The sequence below is a fragment of the Bacillus sp. TH22 genome, from assembly GCF_016651015.1.
Classification (GTDB): Bacteria; Bacillota; Bacilli; order Bacillales; family Bacillaceae_G; genus Bacillus_A; species Bacillus_A mycoides.
The window spans coordinates 3,067,501-3,085,683 of record NZ_JAEKER010000001.1; the positions used below are offsets into that span (position 1 = coordinate 3,067,501).

Here is an 18,183-nt window from a genome sequence, read left to right on the forward strand (position 1 = left end):
TCCTCTATAGCTTCCATACCGCCAATTGTAATTTCTGTTCTTCTCTTATCATTAAAACGATCTTTTACTTCAGCTAATTCCTCGCGAATAATTTCAAGAACTTTTTCTTCGTCCGCTAAGATTGCTTTTAACTCCGCAATTATCTTCATTAAGTCTTGATATTCTTGTTCGATTTTTTCGCGTTCTAATCCGGTTAAACGTTGCAAACGCATATCTAAAATCGCTTGCGCTTGTTTCTCACTTAAGCCGAAACGTTCCATTAAACCTTGTTTTGCAATATCAGCTGTTTTGGAACTACGGATTAAAGTAATAACTTCATCAAGATGATCTAAAGCAATTCGTAATCCCTCTAAAATATGAGCACGCGCTTCTGCTTTCTCTAATTCATAAGCAGTACGTCTACGAATTACTACCTTTTGATGCTCTAAATAATAATATAGATTTTGTTTTAAATTTAGGACTTGTGGCTCTCCATTTACAAGAGACAACATATTAATACCGAAGCTTGTTTGGAGTGCTGTATGTTTATATAGATTATTTAATAGTACATTGGCATTGGCATCACGACGTACTTCCATAACAATACGCATACCATTTCGATCTGATTCATCACGTAAATCTGTAATACCTTCAATTTTCTTATCACGAACTAGTTCTGCGATCTTTTCAATTAATCGCGCCTTATTAACTTGATAAGGTAGTTCTGTTACGATAATAGTTTGTTTACCATTTGCTTTCTCTTCAATTTCAACTTTAGCACGAAGTATAATAGAACCGCGACCTGTTTCGTAAGCTCTTCGAATTCCACTTCGCCCTAAGATTAAACCTGAAGTTGGGAAGTCTGGCCCAGGAATATATTCCATTAATTCCGCGATAGTGATATCAGGGTTATGACTTAATGCCAACACACCATCAATTACTTCTCCAAGTTGATGCGGTGGAATGTTTGTTGCCATACCAACCGCAATACCCGTCGTACCATTGACTAATAAGTTAGGGAAACGCGCTGGTAATACAACTGGCTCTCTTTCAGAACCATCGTAGTTATCTTGATAATCAATTGTATTCTTTGTAATATCGCGTATTAATTCCATAGAAATCTTAGACATTCTTGCTTCTGTATAACGCATTGCTGCCGCTGAATCTCCATCAACAGAACCGAAATTACCATGTCCATCAACAAGCATGTAACGTTGACTAAAATCTTGTGCCATACGTACCATTGTTTCATAAACAGCTGAATCACCGTGCGGGTGATACTTACCAATTACTTCGCCGACAATACGCGCCGACTTCTTATATGCTTTATCAGCTGTAATTCCTAAATCATTCATCGCATATAAAACCCTACGATGAACTGGTTTTAATCCATCACGAACATCTGGTAATGCACGAGACACGATAACACTCATTGCGTAATCTAAAAATGAGGTACGCATTTCATGACTAATATTAATTTCTCGAATTCGTGCTTGTTGTTGATTGTCTGACATCAACGAGCACCTCCTCTTACATTTCCGTTACACATACATTGATTTATATGTAGAAGACAGGAATACTTAGATTCCTGTCATTACTCACTTAAATATCAAGGTTTTTCACGTATTTTGCATTTTCTTGGATAAAGTTACGACGCGGCTCTACTTTATCACCCATCAAAATTTCAAATGTTTCATCCGCTTCAATTGCATCTTGAAGGGAAACTTGAAGTAACGAACGTACTTCTGGGTCCATTGTCGTCTCCCACAGCTGAGTTGGATTCATTTCCCCTAGACCTTTATAACGCTGAATCCCGGGCTTAGGTTGAGCTGGTAATTCAGCTAGTATTTTTTCAAGTTCTTTATTGTTATAAGCATATTGAATTTTTTTACCTTGTTGTACTTTAAACAACGGTGGCTGTGCGATATATATATATCCACACTCAATGATTTGACGCATATAACGATAGAAGAACGTTAATAATAGGGTACGAATATGTGCACCATCAACATCAGCATCTGTCATAATAATAACTTTATGATAGCGAGCTTTTTCAATAGCAAAATCCCCACCAATATTTGTACCAATTGCTGTAATAATTGTACGAACTTCATCATTTGATAAAATCTTATCTAAACGTGCCTTTTCAACGTTAATAATTTTACCCTTCAGTGGTAAAATCGCTTGAAAATGACGATCGCGTCCTTGTTTTGCAGATCCGCCCGCAGAGTCACCCTCCACGATATAAATTTCGCTAATTGCTGGATCTTTAGAAGAACAATCAGCTAGCTTCCCTGGTAAACTTGAAACTTCTAGAGCACTCTTTCGGCGCGTTAGTTCACGAGCCTTTTTAGCCGCTACACGTGCACGTGCTGCCATAGTCCCTTTATCTATAATTTTACGTGCAACATTGGGATTTTCTAGTAAGAACTTTTCAAACGCCTCTGAGAATACTGACTCTGTAATCGTTCTCGCTTCACTATTTCCAAGTTTCGTCTTTGTTTGTCCTTCAAATTGTGGATTTGGATGCTTAATTGACACGATTGCTGTTAAGCCTTCACGAACATCTTCACCAGTTAAATTACTATCCGCATCTTTTAAAATATTATTTTTACGACCATAATCGTTAATTACACGTGTTAGAGCAGTCTTAAAACCTACCTCATGTGTACCGCCTTCATACGTATGAATATTATTTGTAAATGAATAAATATGATTTGTATAGCCTTCGTTATATTGAAGAGCAACCTCAACCTGAATCCCATCTTTTGAACCGTCAACATATACAGGTTCTTCATGAATCGGTTGTTTTGAACGATTTAAATGTTCAACATATGATTTAATTCCACCTTCATAATGGAATTCTTTCTTTTGCTTATGTTCACGCTTATCTTCAATTGTTAATTTAATATTACGATTTAAAAACGCCAACTCACGCATACGAGTCGCTAATGTATCAAATTCGTATTCTGTCGTCTCTGTAAAAATTTCTGAATCTGGCTTAAAGCGTGTGATCGTTCCTGTACGATCAGTTTCACCTATTACTTTTAAATCCGCAGCCGGGATCCCACGTTCATATTTTTGATAGTGTATTTTTCCATCTCGATGTACAAATACCTCTAATTCTGTTGATAAAGCATTTACAACAGATGCACCTACACCATGCAAACCACCAGAAACTTTATAACCACCACCGCCAAATTTACCACCGGCATGGAGTACCGTCATAATAACTTCTACAGCAGGACGTCCCATTTTTTCTTGTATACCAACAGGGATACCACGACCATCATCTGTTACAACAATACTATTATCTTCTTCAATACTGACATTAATTTCATCACAATATCCTGCTAAAGCTTCATCAATACTGTTATCAACAATTTCCCACACGAGGTGATGAAGACCTTTTCCACTTGTAGAACCGATATACATACCAGGACGCTTTCGAACTGCCTCCAGTCCTTCTAACACCTGAATCTGACTTTCATCATATGCATTTTCCTGTATTTGCTTTTGTTCCATTGACACAAAGATCACCTACTTTTCCATTTAAACAGAAATTATTTTCTGTCTATTTCACAATCTACCGTGCCGTTCGTTACATGAATTGTTTTCGCTTCTTTCAATGTTTCGTGTTCAATTCCCTCGACACTCGTCGTTGTTACAAAGGTTTGTACTTTTCCTTGAATTGTATTTAGCAGATGCGATTGACGATAATCATCTAATTCTGATAACACATCATCTAGTAAAAGAATTGGATATTCCTTAACCTCTGAGTATATCAATTCAATTTCAGCCAATTTTAGGGATAGTGCGGTTGTTCGTTGTTGTCCTTGTGAACCAAAGACTTGAACATTTTTACTATTAACGAAGAATTGTAAATCATCACGATGAGGACCAAGTAAAGTTGTACCCCGAAAAATTTCACGTTGTTTCACAGATTGAAAACTTTCATAGTATACTTCCTTTATTTTCGACAAATCCATTGATTCTGATACATCTACACTTGGTTTATAAACGATTTCTAACTCCTCTAATCCCCTGCTAATTCCGCGATGAATTGGAGCAGCCCATTCTTGTAGTAAATGCAAAAACTCAAAACGTTTTCGCAAAATTTTTGCACCATGCTCAATAAGTTGAAGTGTAAATACATCCAACATCGTTTCCTCATTTTTACTATTCCCTTGCATCTTCTTAAGTAAATGATTTCGTTGCGTGAGTACCTTTTGATATTGACTTAATTCATACAAATAGACCGGAGCTATTTGTCCAAGTTCCATATCCAAAAAGCGTCTTCGTACTTGAGGGCTTCCTTTTACAAGATTTAAATCTTCTGGGGCAAACATAACAACATTCATTTCACCAATATACTGGCTCAATTTTTGTTGTTCTAACTGATTTAACTTTGCCTTTTTACCTTTTTTTGAAATATTTAATTCTAAGGATACTGAACTATTTCGCCTTTGTAATCTACCTTTTATATTACCATAATCCTCATCCCAACGAATGAGTTCACGATCGTTCGAAGTTCTATGAGATTTCGCCATCGCCAATACATAAATAGCTTCCATCAGATTCGTTTTCCCTTGCGCATTTTCACCAATAATTACATTGACTTTATCCTCAAAGGAAAGCTCTAAATGCTCATAATTGCGATAGTTTTTTAATTGTATTTCTGTAATAAACAAAGGGATCCCCCTTTATGCCTGAACTTGGAAAGTTCCGCTTCCCGGAATTTCAACAATATCATTTGCATATAACTTTCGGCCTCTTCTATTTTCAAGTTCTTGATTCACGTATACTTCATATTCTTGTAAGAACCATTTCACAGCGCCACCTGTATCAATTACATCAGCTAACTTTAAAAATTGTCCTAGTGTAATGTATTCTGTTGAAATCTTAATAAGTTTCATAAAATCGCTCACTTTCTGAAAGTGTTCATTCTTTCATTGTACTAAATAAACTAGCATTAGGAAAGTAATACCCCACAAATCAAATAAGGGTCACTAGTACCTTTACACTAGCAACCCTTAATCCTTACTTAGTAAGTACGGACTGGTAAAATTAATTGGATAATGGAATCATCATTTACTGTGCGAATTAAAAATGGTCTCATCGCTCCAGTAAAACTAACTTTAATTTCTGTACTGTCTAAAGCCTTCAATGCGTCCATCATATATTTTGCACTAAAAGATATTTTTAATTCTTCTCCATCTACATTTTCACATTGAACCTCTTCTACTACTTTTCCGATTTCTGGTGCATTCGAAGAAATCTCTAACATCTGTTGTTCTAATGTCGATAATTTAACAACGTTGTTACGACCATCTCTTGCTAACAACGACGCACGATCAATCGCTTGTAAAAATTCTTTTGTATTTACAAATATATCAGTTTTACTTTCAGCTGGAATTAAACGCGTTGTATCTGGATAATTTCCTTCTAATAATCTTGAGAAGAATAATAAATGTTTTGTACGGAATAATACTTGATACTCCGTAATAACGATATCTACCATTTCTTCAGATTCATCTAGAATTTTACTTAATTCACTTAAGCTCTTACCAGGAATAACGACATTCGCTTGAAATTCATCGGCAATATTATACCCTTCGATTTTTGCTTTACGAAGTGCTAGTCTGTGACTATCTGTTGCAATACAAGTTAGCTCGCTGTTATATACCTTCCAGTTTACACCTGTCAAGATCGGTCTTGTTTCAGAACTTGAAACTGCAAATACTGTTTGACGAATCATGTGCTTTAGTAAATCTGTTGGAATCTTAAATACATGATGTTCTTCGATTTGTGGTAATAACGGATATTCAGCAGCATCTAAACCATTTAAGTTGAACTCTGATTTTCCAGATTTTATTTTTGTCATAAAATGATTTTCCACAGAAATTTCGACAGTTTCTTTAGGTAATTTTTTTACGATCTCACTAAAATATTTTGCTTGTAAAATAATACTTCCTGATTGTTCAATTTCCACAATTTCTTTTCCAGCATCTTCGACTGGGATAAATGATTCGATAGAGATGTCTGCATCACTACCTGTTAAAGTAACTCCTTCTTCAGTTGCTACAACTTTAATCCCTGTAAGGATTGGAATTGTTGTACGAGCAGAAACTGCCTTCATTACATCTTGTACACTTCTTACAAGATAGTCTTTTTGTATTGTAAAACGCATAACGAAAAACCTCCGGTAAGTATAAGATTTTATTTATTTAATAAAGATAAAAAAATAGTAGTAATAGTAATAGGGCTTGTGGATATGTGGATAACCCTGTTTAAAGATGTAAAAACAGTCTATCTACATGTGGATAGACTGTGCGTAAAATAAGCTAAGTTATTCACACTATTCAGCTACTACTATTTTAAAATATCCTTAACTTCTTCAACGTGTTTTTGTAATTGAGTATCCGTTTTTAATAGCTTCGAAATTTTTTCGTGAGCATGGATTACTGTTGTATGATCGCGGCCACCAAATTCTTCACCTATTTTTGGCAAAGATGAGTCCGTAAGTTCACGTGATAAATACATCGCAATTTGGCGAGGGAATGCAACGGATTTTGTCCGTTTTTTTGCTTTGAAATCTTCTAATTTTACTTGATAGACGCCCCCAACAGCCTTTTGAATATCAGAAATAGAAATAATTCTAGGTATAGAGTTTGGAATAATATTTTTAAGCGCTTCAGCCGCTAAATCAGCATTCATATCTTTATTAATTAAAGATGAATAAGCTACAACTCGAATAAGTGCACCCTCTAGTTCACGAATATTTGAATCGATTTGATTTGCGATATAAAGCATAACTTCATTTGGTATATCAAGACCTTCTGCTTTTGCTTTTTTACGTAAAATTGCGATTCTAGTTTCTAAATCTGGTGGCGTAATGTCCGTAATTAACCCCCATTCAAAGCGAGAACGAAGGCGATCTTCTAAAGTTGGGATTTCTTTTGGTGGTCTATCGCTTGAAATCACAATTTGTTTACTTTCTTCATGTAACGCATTAAATGTATGGAAGAACTCTTCCTGTGTTTGTTCTTTTCCAGCAAGAAATTGAATATCATCTATCAATAAGACATCTACATTACGATATTTATTGCGAAAATCGACAGCTTTATTATCACGAATTGAATTAATAAATTCATTTGTGAATTTTTCAGATGATAAATATACAACTTTTGCATTTGGGTTGTGTTCAATTACATAATGCCCAATTGCGTGCATTAAATGTGTTTTTCCAAGTCCAACGCCCCCGTAAATAAAGAGCGGATTATAGGCTTTAGCTGGTGCTTCAGCTACAGCTAAAGAAGCAGCATGTGCAAAACGATTACCAGAGCCAATAACAAATGTATCAAATGTATATTTTGGGTTTAACATACTCTGTGGTAAGTGATTAGACTCATCATGTGCGTGTTTTTGCTTAACAGAGGGGAGATCTATATCCTCTTCTGCCTGACTTTGGGGAATGATAAAACGAATAGCTAGTTTTGCCCCTGTTAAATCATAAAGTGTTTCGGAGATTAGTTCCGAATAATGAGATTCTAGCCAGTCACGAGCGAATTCATTTGGAGCTGTAATAGTTAATACATCTTTTTTTAAGTTATGAGCAGTTGTTGATTTTAACCATGTTTCATAACTTGGCTTGCTTACCTTTTTTTCTAATTCTTTTAAGGCACTATTCCATAAATCAGAGATATTTTCCAAAGGTGTCCCTCCTTTACAAAGATGGTAAAAGAATAAGGTTGCGCAACAATTGTACAACCTGTAAATATTTCTAATGCATATTTATACGAAACGTATTTTAAAATATAAAAACGTCGTTAGTATCCGAGATAGAGTTTTCGACAAAATAACACATGTGGACAACTATTTACTCACATGTGATTTAAACTATCCACATGTTATACACAAATTGTGGATAAAATAAAGGTGTGGAAAACTTATTCAAAGTGAAAACACAACTATAATATCAAAAAAAAGCAGCTATAGCAATGAATTTAAGAAAGTTATCCACAAAATCAATACCTTGTGGAATAAACTTGTCCACAACACGATATACTGTGTAAAAGTAAAAAAAGAGTTTGTGGATACAAAAAAGAGAAAATATATTTATCCACAAGGAAATATAGGGACTGTGAAAAAGTGTGTGAATAGGTTAAAAATGAATATTTGATGAAAATTTCGAGAACCATTGACATTTTCCTATTTGATTTACTATAATTTATTAGACTGTCTTTAACAGATATTCCTCAGGGAGGTGTCATATAATGAAAAGAACTTACCAACCAAATAAACGTAAGCGCAGCAAAGTACATGGTTTCCGCAGCCGTATGAGCACAGCAAACGGACGTAAAGTGCTAGCAGCTCGTCGTCGTAAAGGAAGAAAAGTATTATCTGCGTAGACCACTGATCGTTCAGTGGTCTTTTTTTCTAATAATAATGAGTTTCCGCTGATGAAATACAGGAGTGTCAAATGATATGAAGAAAAAAAATCGTATAAAAAAGAATGATGAATTCCAGGCTGTTTTCCAAAAAGGACAATCGAATGCCAATCGCCAGTTTGTTGTATACAAATTAGATAAAGAAAAACAGCCGCATTTTCGCATTGGTCTTTCTGTTAGTAAGAAAATAGGAAATGCAGTAGTGCGTAATCGAATTAAGCGTATGATTCGCCAATCGATTATAGAATTAAAAGATGAGATAGATTCTGGAAAAGATTTTGTTATAATAGCAAGGAAGCCTTGTGCAGAGATGACATATGAAGAGTTAAAGAAAAGCTTAATTCATGTCTTTAAACGCTCTGGTATGAAAAGAATAAAAAAGTAGCGTAAGGAAATGAATTACACTATATACATACCGAAACAAGGAGGAGCAGGCTTTGAAAAAGAAAATAGGTTTATTAGCCATGGTTATTATGCTAATGGCAATTGCTACCGGCTGTAGTGAAACAAATCAACCGATTACACCGAAAAGCACTGGGATTTGGAATGAATATTTCGTATACCCGCTTTCTCAGTTAATCACGTATTTTGCAGAATTATTTGGTAGTAATTACGGTTTAGCAATCGTTGTTACAACTCTTATCATTCGTTTTGCATTATTACCATTAATGATTAAACAAACGAAGAGTACGAAAGCAATGCAGGCGTTACAACCAGAAATGGTGAAATTAAAAGAGAAATATAGTTCTAAAGATCAAGCAACACAGCAAAAACTACAACAAGAAATGATGCAGTTATATCAAAAGAATGGTGTAAACCCATTAGCAGGATGTTTACCAATATTTGTTCAGATGCCTATTTTATTCGCGTTTTATCATGCGATTATGAGAACAACAGCAATTAGTGAACATACATTTTTATGGTTCGATTTAGGACAGGCGGATCCGTTCTATATCCTTCCAATTGTTGCAGCTATTACGACGTTTATTCAGCAAAAGCTTGCAATGGCAGGAACGGCTGGACAAAATCCACAAATGGCAATGATGATTTGGCTTATGCCAATTATGATTTTAGTCTTTGCAATTAACTTCCCAGCAGCACTATCATTGTACTGGGTAGTTGGTAATATCTTTGGTATCGCTCAAATGTATATGATCAAAGGGCCTGAAATTAAGGCTAGTAAGGCAGGAGGATCAAGCAAGTGAGTATGATTACTGCTAAAGGACAAACAGTCGAGCTGGCAGTACAAGATGCTTTAAGACAATTAAATGCTTCGAAAGATCGAGTAGATATAAATATTATCGATGAGGGTAAGAGGGGGTTCCTAGGTTTATTTGGGAATCGCCCCGCTGTTGTAGAAGTTGTATTGAAAAAAGATCCAATCCAAGAATGTGAAGAATATTTAAAAAATGTTATTCAAAATATGGGTGTGGAAGTTGAGATTAGAAAAATTGTAAAAGGACGCGAAGTTGAATTTACAATTTCTGGTGAAAATATTGGTGTTTTAATTGGTAAAAGAGGGAATACGTTGAATTCTTTACAGTATTTAACAAAACTTGTTGCGAACCGTAATACAAAGCAATATATTGGTATTACACTGGATGCTGAAAACTATCGTAGTAAAAGAAAAAATACGTTAGAATCTCTTTCCTATCGACTAGCAAAACAAGTAGTGAGTACGAAAAAAAGAGTTGTTCTAGAACCAATGCCTTCTTTTGAACGGAAAATTATTCACCAAGCATTATCTAATCATCAAAATATCATTACAACTTCTGAAGGGAAAGAACCACATCGGTATGTTGTAATATCTTCCAAGTGACCGGTTACTCAATTGAGTGCCGGTTTTTTTGAGGAGAAAATAAATGTGGATAACTAAAAAACACTAAACTTATCCACTGTGAATAAGTTTAGTGTTTTTTACATAAGGACATAATAAAATGAGTTATTATTCTTTTGTAGATAGGTTCGTTATGGTATCCTAATAATTTAGTGACGGAAAAAATTCATGTTGAAATAGAGATAAATAAGCAAGTGAGGTGAAAGGACATGGAATTTGATACAATTGCCGCAATTTCCACAGCACTTGGGGAAGGTGCAATTGCCATTGTTCGAGTAAGTGGGGATGATGCGATTGAGAAAGTCGATCGTATTTTTAAAGGGAAGGATTTAACACAGGTTTCTTCTCATACAATTCATTATGGTCATATTGTCGATTTAGATACAAATCAAGTTATTGAAGAAGTTATGGTGTCCATTATGCGTGCACCAAGGACTTTTACGCGTGAAAATATAGTAGAAATTAACTGTCATGGTGGACTTGTTTCGGTAAATAAAGTATTACAGCTTATTTTAGCGCAAGGAGTACGACTGGCAGAGCCTGGTGAATTTACAAAACGTGCTTTTTTAAATGGACGTATTGATTTGTCACAAGCAGAAGCTGTTATGGACTTAATCCGTGCGAAAACAGATCGTGCTATGAATGTAGCGATTAACCAAATGGAAGGACGATTATCTAAATTAATCGGCCATCTGCGTCAAGAAATATTAGAAACATTAGCTCATATTGAGGTGAATATAGATTACCCAGAATATGATGATGTAGAAGAGATGACGCATAATATTTTAATTGAGAAAGCTACACATGTCCGTGCTGAAATTGCAAAGATATTAGAAACATCGAAGCAAGGAAAGATTTTACGTGAAGGCATTTCTACCGCGATTATCGGTAGACCTAACGTTGGGAAATCATCGCTATTAAATAGTCTTGTTCAGGAGAAAAAGGCAATTGTAACTGATATTGCAGGAACAACTCGTGATGTTATTGAAGAGTACGTTAATGTGCGTGGTGTACCACTTAAACTTATAGATACAGCCGGAATTCGTGAAACGGAAGATATTGTTGAACGAATTGGTGTAGAGCGTTCGAAGGAAATGATGAGCCAAGCAGACTTAGTGTTAATTGTAGTGAACTATAGCGAGGCTTTAACAAATGAAGATGAGGATCTATTCCGTGCCGTACAAGGAAAAGATTTCATTGTCATTGTAAATAAGACAGATTTACCGCAAGAAATTGATATGGAACGTGTTACAGATTTAGCGGTAGGCAATCGTGTTATTACAACATCTTTAATTGAGGAGCAAGGAATAGATGAGCTTGAAAAGGCAATAGCTGATTTATTCTTTGAAGGAACAATTGATTCTGCGGATATGACATACGTGTCTAATGCGAGACATATCGGATTATTAACACAAGCAGGAAGAACAATTAACGATGCAATTGAAGCGATAGAAAATGGTGTTCCGATTGATATGGTTCAAATTGATTTAACAAGAGCGTGGGAAATACTTGGTGAAATTACTGGTGATACTGTCCATGAAAGTTTAATTGACCAATTGTTCTCTCAATTTTGTTTAGGAAAATAAAGTAAAACTTTAATCAGAGATGATTTAGTAAGATAGAGGTTATTAGGAGGAATAAACAATGGGATACAATGCCGGTTCATATGATGTCATAGTAATCGGTGCAGGTCATGCAGGATGTGAAGCTGGTCTTGCGGCAGCACGAATGGGCTCAAAAACATTAATGTTAACAATTAACTTAGATATGGTAGCGTTCATGCCATGTAACCCTTCTGTTGGTGGACCAGCAAAAGGGATTGTTGTTCGTGAAATTGATGCATTAGGCGGAGAAATGGGACGCAATATTGATAAAACACATATTCAAATGCGTATGTTAAATACGGGTAAAGGACCAGCTGTACGCGCGCTTCGTGCACAAGCTGATAAATTCTCTTACCAGCATGAATTAAAGAAAACAATTGAAGAAACACCAAACTTAACGTTGTTTCAAGGTCTGGTAGAGCGTTTAATTATTGAAGATGGTGTATGTAAAGGGGTAATTACGCAAGCTGGTGCTGAATACACAGCGAAAACAGTTGTAATTACAACGGGAACATTTTTACGTGGTGAGATTATTATGGGAGATTTAAAATATTCAAGTGGTCCAAATAATCAGCAACCATCTATTACATTATCTGAACACTTAGAGGAACTTGGTTTTGATCTTGTTAGATTTAAAACAGGTACACCTCCGCGTGTAAACAGTAATACGATTGATTATAGTAAAACAGAAATTCAACCAGGTGATGATAAGCCACGTGCTTTCTCTTTTGAAACGACAAAATTTATTATGGATCAAATTCCATGTTGGTTAACGTATACAAGTACAGAAACGCATCGTTTAATAGATGAAAACTTACATCGCTCAGCTATGTATTCTGGTATGATTAAAGGAACAGGGCCTAGATATTGCCCTTCAATTGAAGACAAGGTAGTAAGATTTAATGATAAACCACGTCATCAAATTTTCTTAGAGCCAGAAGGACGTAATACACAAGAAGTATATGTACAAGGCTTATCGACGAGCTTACCAGAAGATGTACAGCGTGCAATGCTTAGAACAATTCCTGGCCTGGAAAATGTTGAAATGATGCGTACGGGTTATGCAATTGAATATGATGCGATCGTACCAACTCAACTATGGCCAACACTTGAAACGAAAAAAATTAAAAATTTATATACAGCAGGACAAATTAACGGAACTTCTGGTTACGAAGAAGCAGCAGGACAAGGGCTTATGGCTGGGATTAATGCAGCGTGTCGTTCTTTAGGTAAAAAAGAAGTTATTTTAGGTCGTGCTGATGCTTATATTGGTGTCTTAATTGATGACCTTGTAACGAAAGGTACAAATGAACCATATCGTTTATTAACGTCTCGTGCAGAATATCGCCTATTATTACGCCATGATAATGCTGACCTTCGTTTAACTGAAGTTGGTCGTGAAATTGGCTTAATTAAAGAAGATCGCTATGAGCGATTTACAAATAAAAAGTTACAAATTGAACAGGAGAAGGAACGGTTAGAGAGTATTTTTATTAAACCGCGTCCTGAAGTTCAAGAATTAATTCGTAGTATTGGCGGAAGTGAATTGAAAGATGGAATACGTGCAAGTGACTTATTACGTCGTCCAGAGGTGACATATGAGCATATTCATCTTTTAGTACCAAGTGAAGTAGCATTAAGTGATGAAATTACGGAACAAGTTGAAATTCAGACCAAGTACGAAGGATATATCGAGAAATCTTTACAGCAAGTAGAACGTATGAAGAAAATGGAAAACAAAAAAATTCCTGTGGATATTGATTATGATGCAATTTCTAGCCTTGCCTCAGAAGCGAGACAGAAATTGAAAGATGTTCGTCCGCTTTCAATGGGGCAAGCTTCACGTATTTCTGGCGTAAATCCAGCTGATGTTTCCATTTTGCTTATTTACATTGAACAAGGAAAAATTGCACGAGTATCGAACCAATAACATAGTAAGGAGATATTGCTAGATGAACATAGAACAATTTCAATCTATGCTAGAAGAGAAGGGTATTTCCCTCTCTTCTAGACAGTTAGAGCAGTTCGGAATCTATTTTGAAACATTAGTAGAGTGGAATGAAAAAATGAACTTAACGGCTATTACGGAGAAAGAAGAAGTATACTTAAAACACTTTTTTGATTCTGTTACAGCGGCTTTTTATTATGATTTTTCGAAACCATTTTCTATTTGTGATGTTGGAGCAGGAGCTGGATTCCCAAGTATCCCTTTAAAAATCTGTTTCCCACACTTAAAAGTAACAATTGTAGATTCATTACAAAAACGTATTAATTTCTTAAATCACTTAGCGCAAAAGTTAGAATTAAGTGATGTTGCATTTTGTCATGATCGTGCTGAAACATTTGGAAAAAAAGAAGGTGTACGTGAAGCATACGATATTGTAATGGCACGTGCAGTTGCACGCCTTTCTGTATTAAGTGAGCTATGTTTACCACTTGTAAAAGTAGGGGGAACATTCATTGCAATGAAAGGTGCAGCGGCGAACGAAGAAATCGAAAATGGCAAATATGCTTTAGAGGTACTTGGTGGAGAATTGAAAGAAATGTCTACGTTCCAATTACCGTTTGAAGAAAGCGAGCGTAATATTTTATTAATCGAGAAAAAGCGCAAGACACCAAAGAAATATCCACGCAAACCGGGAACGCCCAATAAATTACCTATTGAAAAATAAATCTTATTAGACGTAAGATTAAATTATATAAATGAAAACGTAAATGTTTCATAGGAAACATTTTATGTAGAACAGTCAATAGGCCTAAAAGGTGGTGGAATATGTATGAAAAATACGTTTTCTCGTTTATTTGGCTTTGGAGATAAAGAGAGCGAATTCGAATTACAAGACGAAAGCCATGAAGAAATAGCTAAAAAGGTATATGAAGAAATACAGGAAATTCCGATAGTAAACATTACCCCTAACCGTTATCAACCACGAACAGTTTTTGACGATGCACGTATTGAGGAGCTAGCATTAACGATTCGTACACATGGGCTTATCCAGCCGATTGTTGTGAGACAGTATGAGGATGATAAGTACGAGATTATTGCCGGGGAAAGGCGTTTCCGCGCAGCAACAAAGTTAGGGTGGGAAAAAGTTCCTGCAATAATAAAGAATTTAAATGATACTGAGACAGCTTCTGTAGCGTTAATTGAAAATTTGCAACGTGAGGAATTAACAGCAATTGAGGAAGCTGTGGCATATCAAAAGCTGATTGAGTTACATAATTTAACACAAGAAGCATTGGCACAACGACTTGGAAAAGGACAATCGACAGTCGCAAATAAATTGCGATTATTAAAATTGCCTGAAGAAATCAAAAGTGCATTATTAGAAAAAAGTATTACAGAACGGCATGCTCGCGCCCTTATTCCTTTGAAGAATGAGGAATTACAACTGAAGGTTTTACAAGAGATTGTGGAGAAGCAATTGAATGTAAAGCAAACAGAAGAACGAATTGCAAAGTTACTAGAAGAAGTAAAACCAAAGCGCAAAGCGAAGCAAAAAGCAGTAAGTCGAGATGCGAGAATTGCTATGAACACGATTAGACAATCATTACAAATGGTTGCTAATAGTGGTTTGAATGTTAATTCTGCGGAAGAAGAGTTTGATGAATACTATCAAATTACGATTAAAATTCCGAAGAAAAAATAATTACGTGCTAGAGACCTTATCCCATTGGAGAGGTCTCTTTTACTATATTTTCTTGTTAAAGCAAGAAGGAGTTTAGAAATAAATTTTGAAGTTTAATAAGGACGTAAAAGAAAAACTTTTATTTCATGTTACAATAAACGTAATTGTTTCTAGAATAAGAAAGAAAGGTTGAAAGTAGGTGACATCATGGGAAAAATCATTGCTATTGCTAATCAAAAAGGCGGTGTTGGAAAAACAACAACATCCGTTAATTTAGGGGCTGGATTGGCACAAGTAGGAAAAAAAGTCCTTCTCGTAGATATTGATGCTCAAGGAAATGCAACGACTGGTGTAGGGATTGAAAAGTCTGAATTAGATCAATGTATTTATAATGTTCTTGTAGAAGATGCAGATGTTCAAGGTGCCATACGGAAAACCGCAACTGAAAACTTAGATGTTCTACCCGCTACAATTCAATTGGCTGGTGCTGAAATTGAATTGGTACCAACCATTTCCCGGGAAGTACGCTTGCAAAGAGCGTTACAGCCAATTCGTGATGAATATGAGTATATTATTATTGACTGTCCCCCATCCTTAGGGTTATTAACGATTAATGCATTAACAGCAGCAGATTCTGTTATTATTCCTGTACAGTGTGAATATTACGCGCTGGAAGGGTTAAGTCAGCTATTAAATACAGTTCGACTTGTGCAAAAGCATTTAAATAAAAATTTAGCAATTCAAGGTGTATTGTTAACGATGTTGGATGCTCGTACAAATTTAGGAATTCAAGTTATAGATGAAGTGAAAAAATACTTTAGGGATAAAGTATATCGTTCGATTATTCCTCGTAATGTTCGCTTAAGTGAGGCACCAAGTCATGGAAAACCAATTATGCAGTATGACGCTAAATCAAGAGGAGCAGAAGTATATTTAGATTTAGCAGAGGAAGTGATTGCAGGTGGCTAAAGGATTAGGAAGAGGAATCAACGTGTTTTTTCCAGATTTAGATGTGAAAGAAGAAGAAACGATTCAGGAGATTATAGTAACTGAATTAAGGCCGAATCCATATCAACCACGTAAACATTTCAATAAAGAAGCGATTCAGGAATTAGCGGCTTCTATTAAAGAGCACGGTATATTGCAACCTTTAATTGCTCGAAAGAGTATTAAAGGATATGAAATAGTTGCAGGTGAAAGAAGATATCGTGCTGCTAAAGAGGCCGGACTTGAGAAAGTGCCTGCTGTCGTAAGACAATTAAATGAGCAGCAAATGATGGAATTTGCTTTGCTTGAAAACTTACAACGAGAAGATTTAAATCCTATGGAAGAGGCAATGGCATATCAGATGTTAATGAACGAGCTAAATGTAACACAAGAACAATTAGCAAAACGTCTTGGTAAAAGCAGGCCTTATATCGCAAATTATACTCGTTTGTTAAGCCTCCCTTCATTCGTTCAAGATATGATTGCAAACGGTCAACTTTCAATGGCTCATGGAAGAACTTTACTTACAATAAAAGATGAAGAACAGTTGAAATCTTTATTGAAGCGAATTGAAAAAGAAGGACTGAATGTTCGCCAATTGGAACAAATTGTCCAGGAAATTAATCAACGTGTTTCACGTGAAACACAACAAGTGAAAAAAGAAAGAAATATATTTTTTATAGAGCGTGAAACGTTTTTAAGAGAAAAGTTTGGTACGGATGTAAAAATTAAAGAAACGAAAAAAGAAAAAGGTAAAATCGAAATCGAATTTTTTAATAAAGAAGATTTAAATCGAATTTTAGAATTATTATCAAAGGGAAATTAAAAAGCAAACCATCTTATTGTTTATAGATGGTTTGCTTTTTTTAATGCAGATAATTTTTGATCGGTTTCTTTTATACTTTGTGCAATTACATCGGCCATCTTCATGACTAAACTTAGTCTTGTATTTTGAAGTACGAAAAACTCCATGAAACCATTTAAATTTACGATGCCATGAATATGCAAATCACCAATTTCAGGTAATTTCTTATTCATCGCAGCTCCAGGTTTACTGGGGCCCTTTCCGGTAGTTATAGAACCGATACTTTGAGATTTTCCTAAACATGCATCAACAGCAATAATAAATGAAGTAGGGTTTTCTTTCTGTATATTCTGAATTTTTCCCTCTAGATTTAGTGCATGTATTGGTTCGTCTAGTGTGCCGAATACTTGAAGGTTTTTGATTTCAATTTGTTCTAGTTTAGTACCAACTAATGGACCAAGTGCATCACCGGTGGAACGGTCTGTTCCGATACAAACGAGAATGAGTGGCATATTAGTCTTAATGGGAATATGGGAAAGTAAGAAATTACTGATTGTCTCAGAGGCTTCTAAGTCATGATGCATAACATTTTGAGTTTCTTTTTCAAAAAAAGGTAAGCGAAAACTTCTAATATTCATGAAGCACCCATCCTTTTAATAAATTTTCACAATATGTTATATGGTGTGTGAAATGGAAAATTATAAGTGCATACTTTCTACAAACTGTGAATGAAAATGGAAATAATAGTACTAGTATATATATATTCGTTTCATTTTATACCTGAATGGAAGTTAACAAATGGAATTAAAGTCATAAATTTTTTTCAGAAATCAGAGAGAGTTCTGATACAATAATAAGGATAACTAAAAAGAAATTTTAGCTAGAGAGGTAG

At 35.3% G+C, this 18,183-nt stretch carries 17 protein-coding genes (1 of these 17 only partly in view); 10 read left to right on the forward strand and 7 right to left on the reverse strand.

Annotated elements, in window-relative coordinates; translation table 11 throughout:
* The 6 genes from gyrA to dnaA all read right to left on the reverse strand — a co-directional run.
* Positions 1-1,493, reverse strand: the 5' portion of a protein-coding gene (gene gyrA, locus JFU18_RS15600; RefSeq protein ID WP_201032235.1) for a DNA gyrase subunit A. Its footprint begins 982 nt before the window's first position; only the first 1,493 of its 2,475 coding nucleotides appear in the window; its start codon is at positions 1,491-1,493; the stop codon falls past the left edge of the window.
* Between the two features lie 88 nt (positions 1,494-1,581).
* The gene (gene gyrB, locus JFU18_RS15605; RefSeq protein ID WP_044438325.1) at positions 1,582-3,504 is read right to left on the reverse strand and encodes a DNA topoisomerase (ATP-hydrolyzing) subunit B; all 1,923 of its coding nucleotides are present in this window, start codon (positions 3,502-3,504) and stop codon (positions 1,582-1,584) included.
* A gap of 38 nt (positions 3,505-3,542) precedes the next feature.
* The gene (gene recF / locus JFU18_RS15610; protein WP_002016486.1) at positions 3,543-4,670 is read right to left on the reverse strand and encodes a DNA replication/repair protein RecF; all 1,128 of its coding nucleotides are present in this window, start codon (positions 4,668-4,670) and stop codon (positions 3,543-3,545) included.
* A 12-nt stretch (positions 4,671-4,682) separates the two neighbouring features.
* Entirely contained in the window at positions 4,683-4,895 is a 213-nt protein-coding gene (gene yaaA, locus JFU18_RS15615) for a S4 domain-containing protein YaaA (protein WP_002016484.1), read from the reverse strand.
* A gap of 128 nt (positions 4,896-5,023) precedes the next feature.
* The gene (gene dnaN / locus JFU18_RS15620) at positions 5,024-6,169 is read right to left on the reverse strand and encodes a DNA polymerase III subunit beta (protein ID WP_201034580.1); all 1,146 of its coding nucleotides are present in this window, start codon (positions 6,167-6,169) and stop codon (positions 5,024-5,026) included.
* A 182-nt stretch (positions 6,170-6,351) separates the two neighbouring features.
* On the reverse strand, positions 6,352-7,692 hold the full coding sequence (gene dnaA / locus JFU18_RS15625) for a chromosomal replication initiator protein DnaA (protein WP_002016481.1): 1,341 nt from the start codon (positions 7,690-7,692) through the stop codon (positions 6,352-6,354).
* Between the two features lie 563 nt (positions 7,693-8,255).
* On the opposite strand from dnaA, the gene rpmH reads away from it, so the two are divergent.
* From rpmH to spo0J, 10 genes are all read left to right on the forward strand, one after another.
* A complete protein-coding gene (gene rpmH / locus JFU18_RS15630) occupies positions 8,256-8,390 on the forward strand; it encodes a 50S ribosomal protein L34 (protein ID WP_000831901.1) in 135 nt (44 codons plus the stop codon).
* Between the two features lie 76 nt (positions 8,391-8,466).
* Positions 8,467-8,814, forward strand: a complete 348-nt coding sequence (gene rnpA / locus JFU18_RS15635; RefSeq protein ID WP_002089963.1) for a ribonuclease P protein component — start codon at positions 8,467-8,469, stop codon at positions 8,812-8,814.
* Positions 8,815-8,866: 52 nt separating this feature from the next.
* Positions 8,867-9,634, forward strand: coding sequence for a YidC family membrane integrase SpoIIIJ (spoIIIJ, locus tag JFU18_RS15640; protein WP_002089960.1), 768 nt, complete (start codon positions 8,867-8,869; stop codon positions 9,632-9,634).
* On the forward strand, positions 9,631-10,248 hold the full coding sequence (gene jag / locus JFU18_RS15645; RefSeq protein ID WP_002166368.1) for an RNA-binding cell elongation regulator Jag/EloR: 618 nt from the start codon (positions 9,631-9,633) through the stop codon (positions 10,246-10,248). The genes spoIIIJ and jag overlap by 4 nt, the downstream gene beginning before the upstream one ends.
* A gap of 227 nt (positions 10,249-10,475) precedes the next feature.
* On the forward strand, positions 10,476-11,852 hold the full coding sequence (gene mnmE, locus JFU18_RS15650; RefSeq protein WP_002034990.1) for a tRNA uridine-5-carboxymethylaminomethyl(34) synthesis GTPase MnmE: 1,377 nt from the start codon (positions 10,476-10,478) through the stop codon (positions 11,850-11,852).
* A 58-nt stretch (positions 11,853-11,910) separates the two neighbouring features.
* On the forward strand, positions 11,911-13,800 hold the full coding sequence (gene mnmG / locus JFU18_RS15655) for a tRNA uridine-5-carboxymethylaminomethyl(34) synthesis enzyme MnmG (protein WP_002016474.1): 1,890 nt from the start codon (positions 11,911-11,913) through the stop codon (positions 13,798-13,800).
* A gap of 22 nt (positions 13,801-13,822) precedes the next feature.
* A complete protein-coding gene (gene rsmG, locus JFU18_RS15660) occupies positions 13,823-14,542 on the forward strand; it encodes a 16S rRNA (guanine(527)-N(7))-methyltransferase RsmG (protein ID WP_002016472.1) in 720 nt (239 codons plus the stop codon).
* Positions 14,543-14,647: 105 nt separating this feature from the next.
* The gene (noc, locus tag JFU18_RS15665; protein WP_002016471.1) at positions 14,648-15,520 is read left to right on the forward strand and encodes a nucleoid occlusion protein; all 873 of its coding nucleotides are present in this window, start codon (positions 14,648-14,650) and stop codon (positions 15,518-15,520) included.
* A gap of 186 nt (positions 15,521-15,706) precedes the next feature.
* Positions 15,707-16,468 carry a sporulation initiation inhibitor protein Soj gene (soj, locus tag JFU18_RS15670; RefSeq protein WP_002016469.1) on the forward strand — a complete coding sequence of 254 codons (762 nt, stop codon included), beginning with the start codon at positions 15,707-15,709 and terminating at the stop codon, positions 16,466-16,468.
* Positions 16,461-17,312: a stage 0 sporulation protein Spo0J gene (spo0J, locus tag JFU18_RS15675; RefSeq protein WP_170972768.1), complete on the forward strand. Its 852-nt coding sequence runs from the start codon at positions 16,461-16,463 to the stop codon at positions 17,310-17,312. Before soj ends, spo0J begins: the two co-directional genes overlap by 8 nt.
* A gap of 20 nt (positions 17,313-17,332) precedes the next feature.
* Here spo0J and yyaC read toward each other — a convergent pair whose 3' ends face one another.
* Entirely contained in the window at positions 17,333-17,929 is a 597-nt protein-coding gene (gene yyaC / locus JFU18_RS15680; RefSeq protein WP_201034579.1) for a spore protease YyaC, read from the reverse strand.
* Positions 17,930-18,183 lie beyond the last annotated feature (254 nt).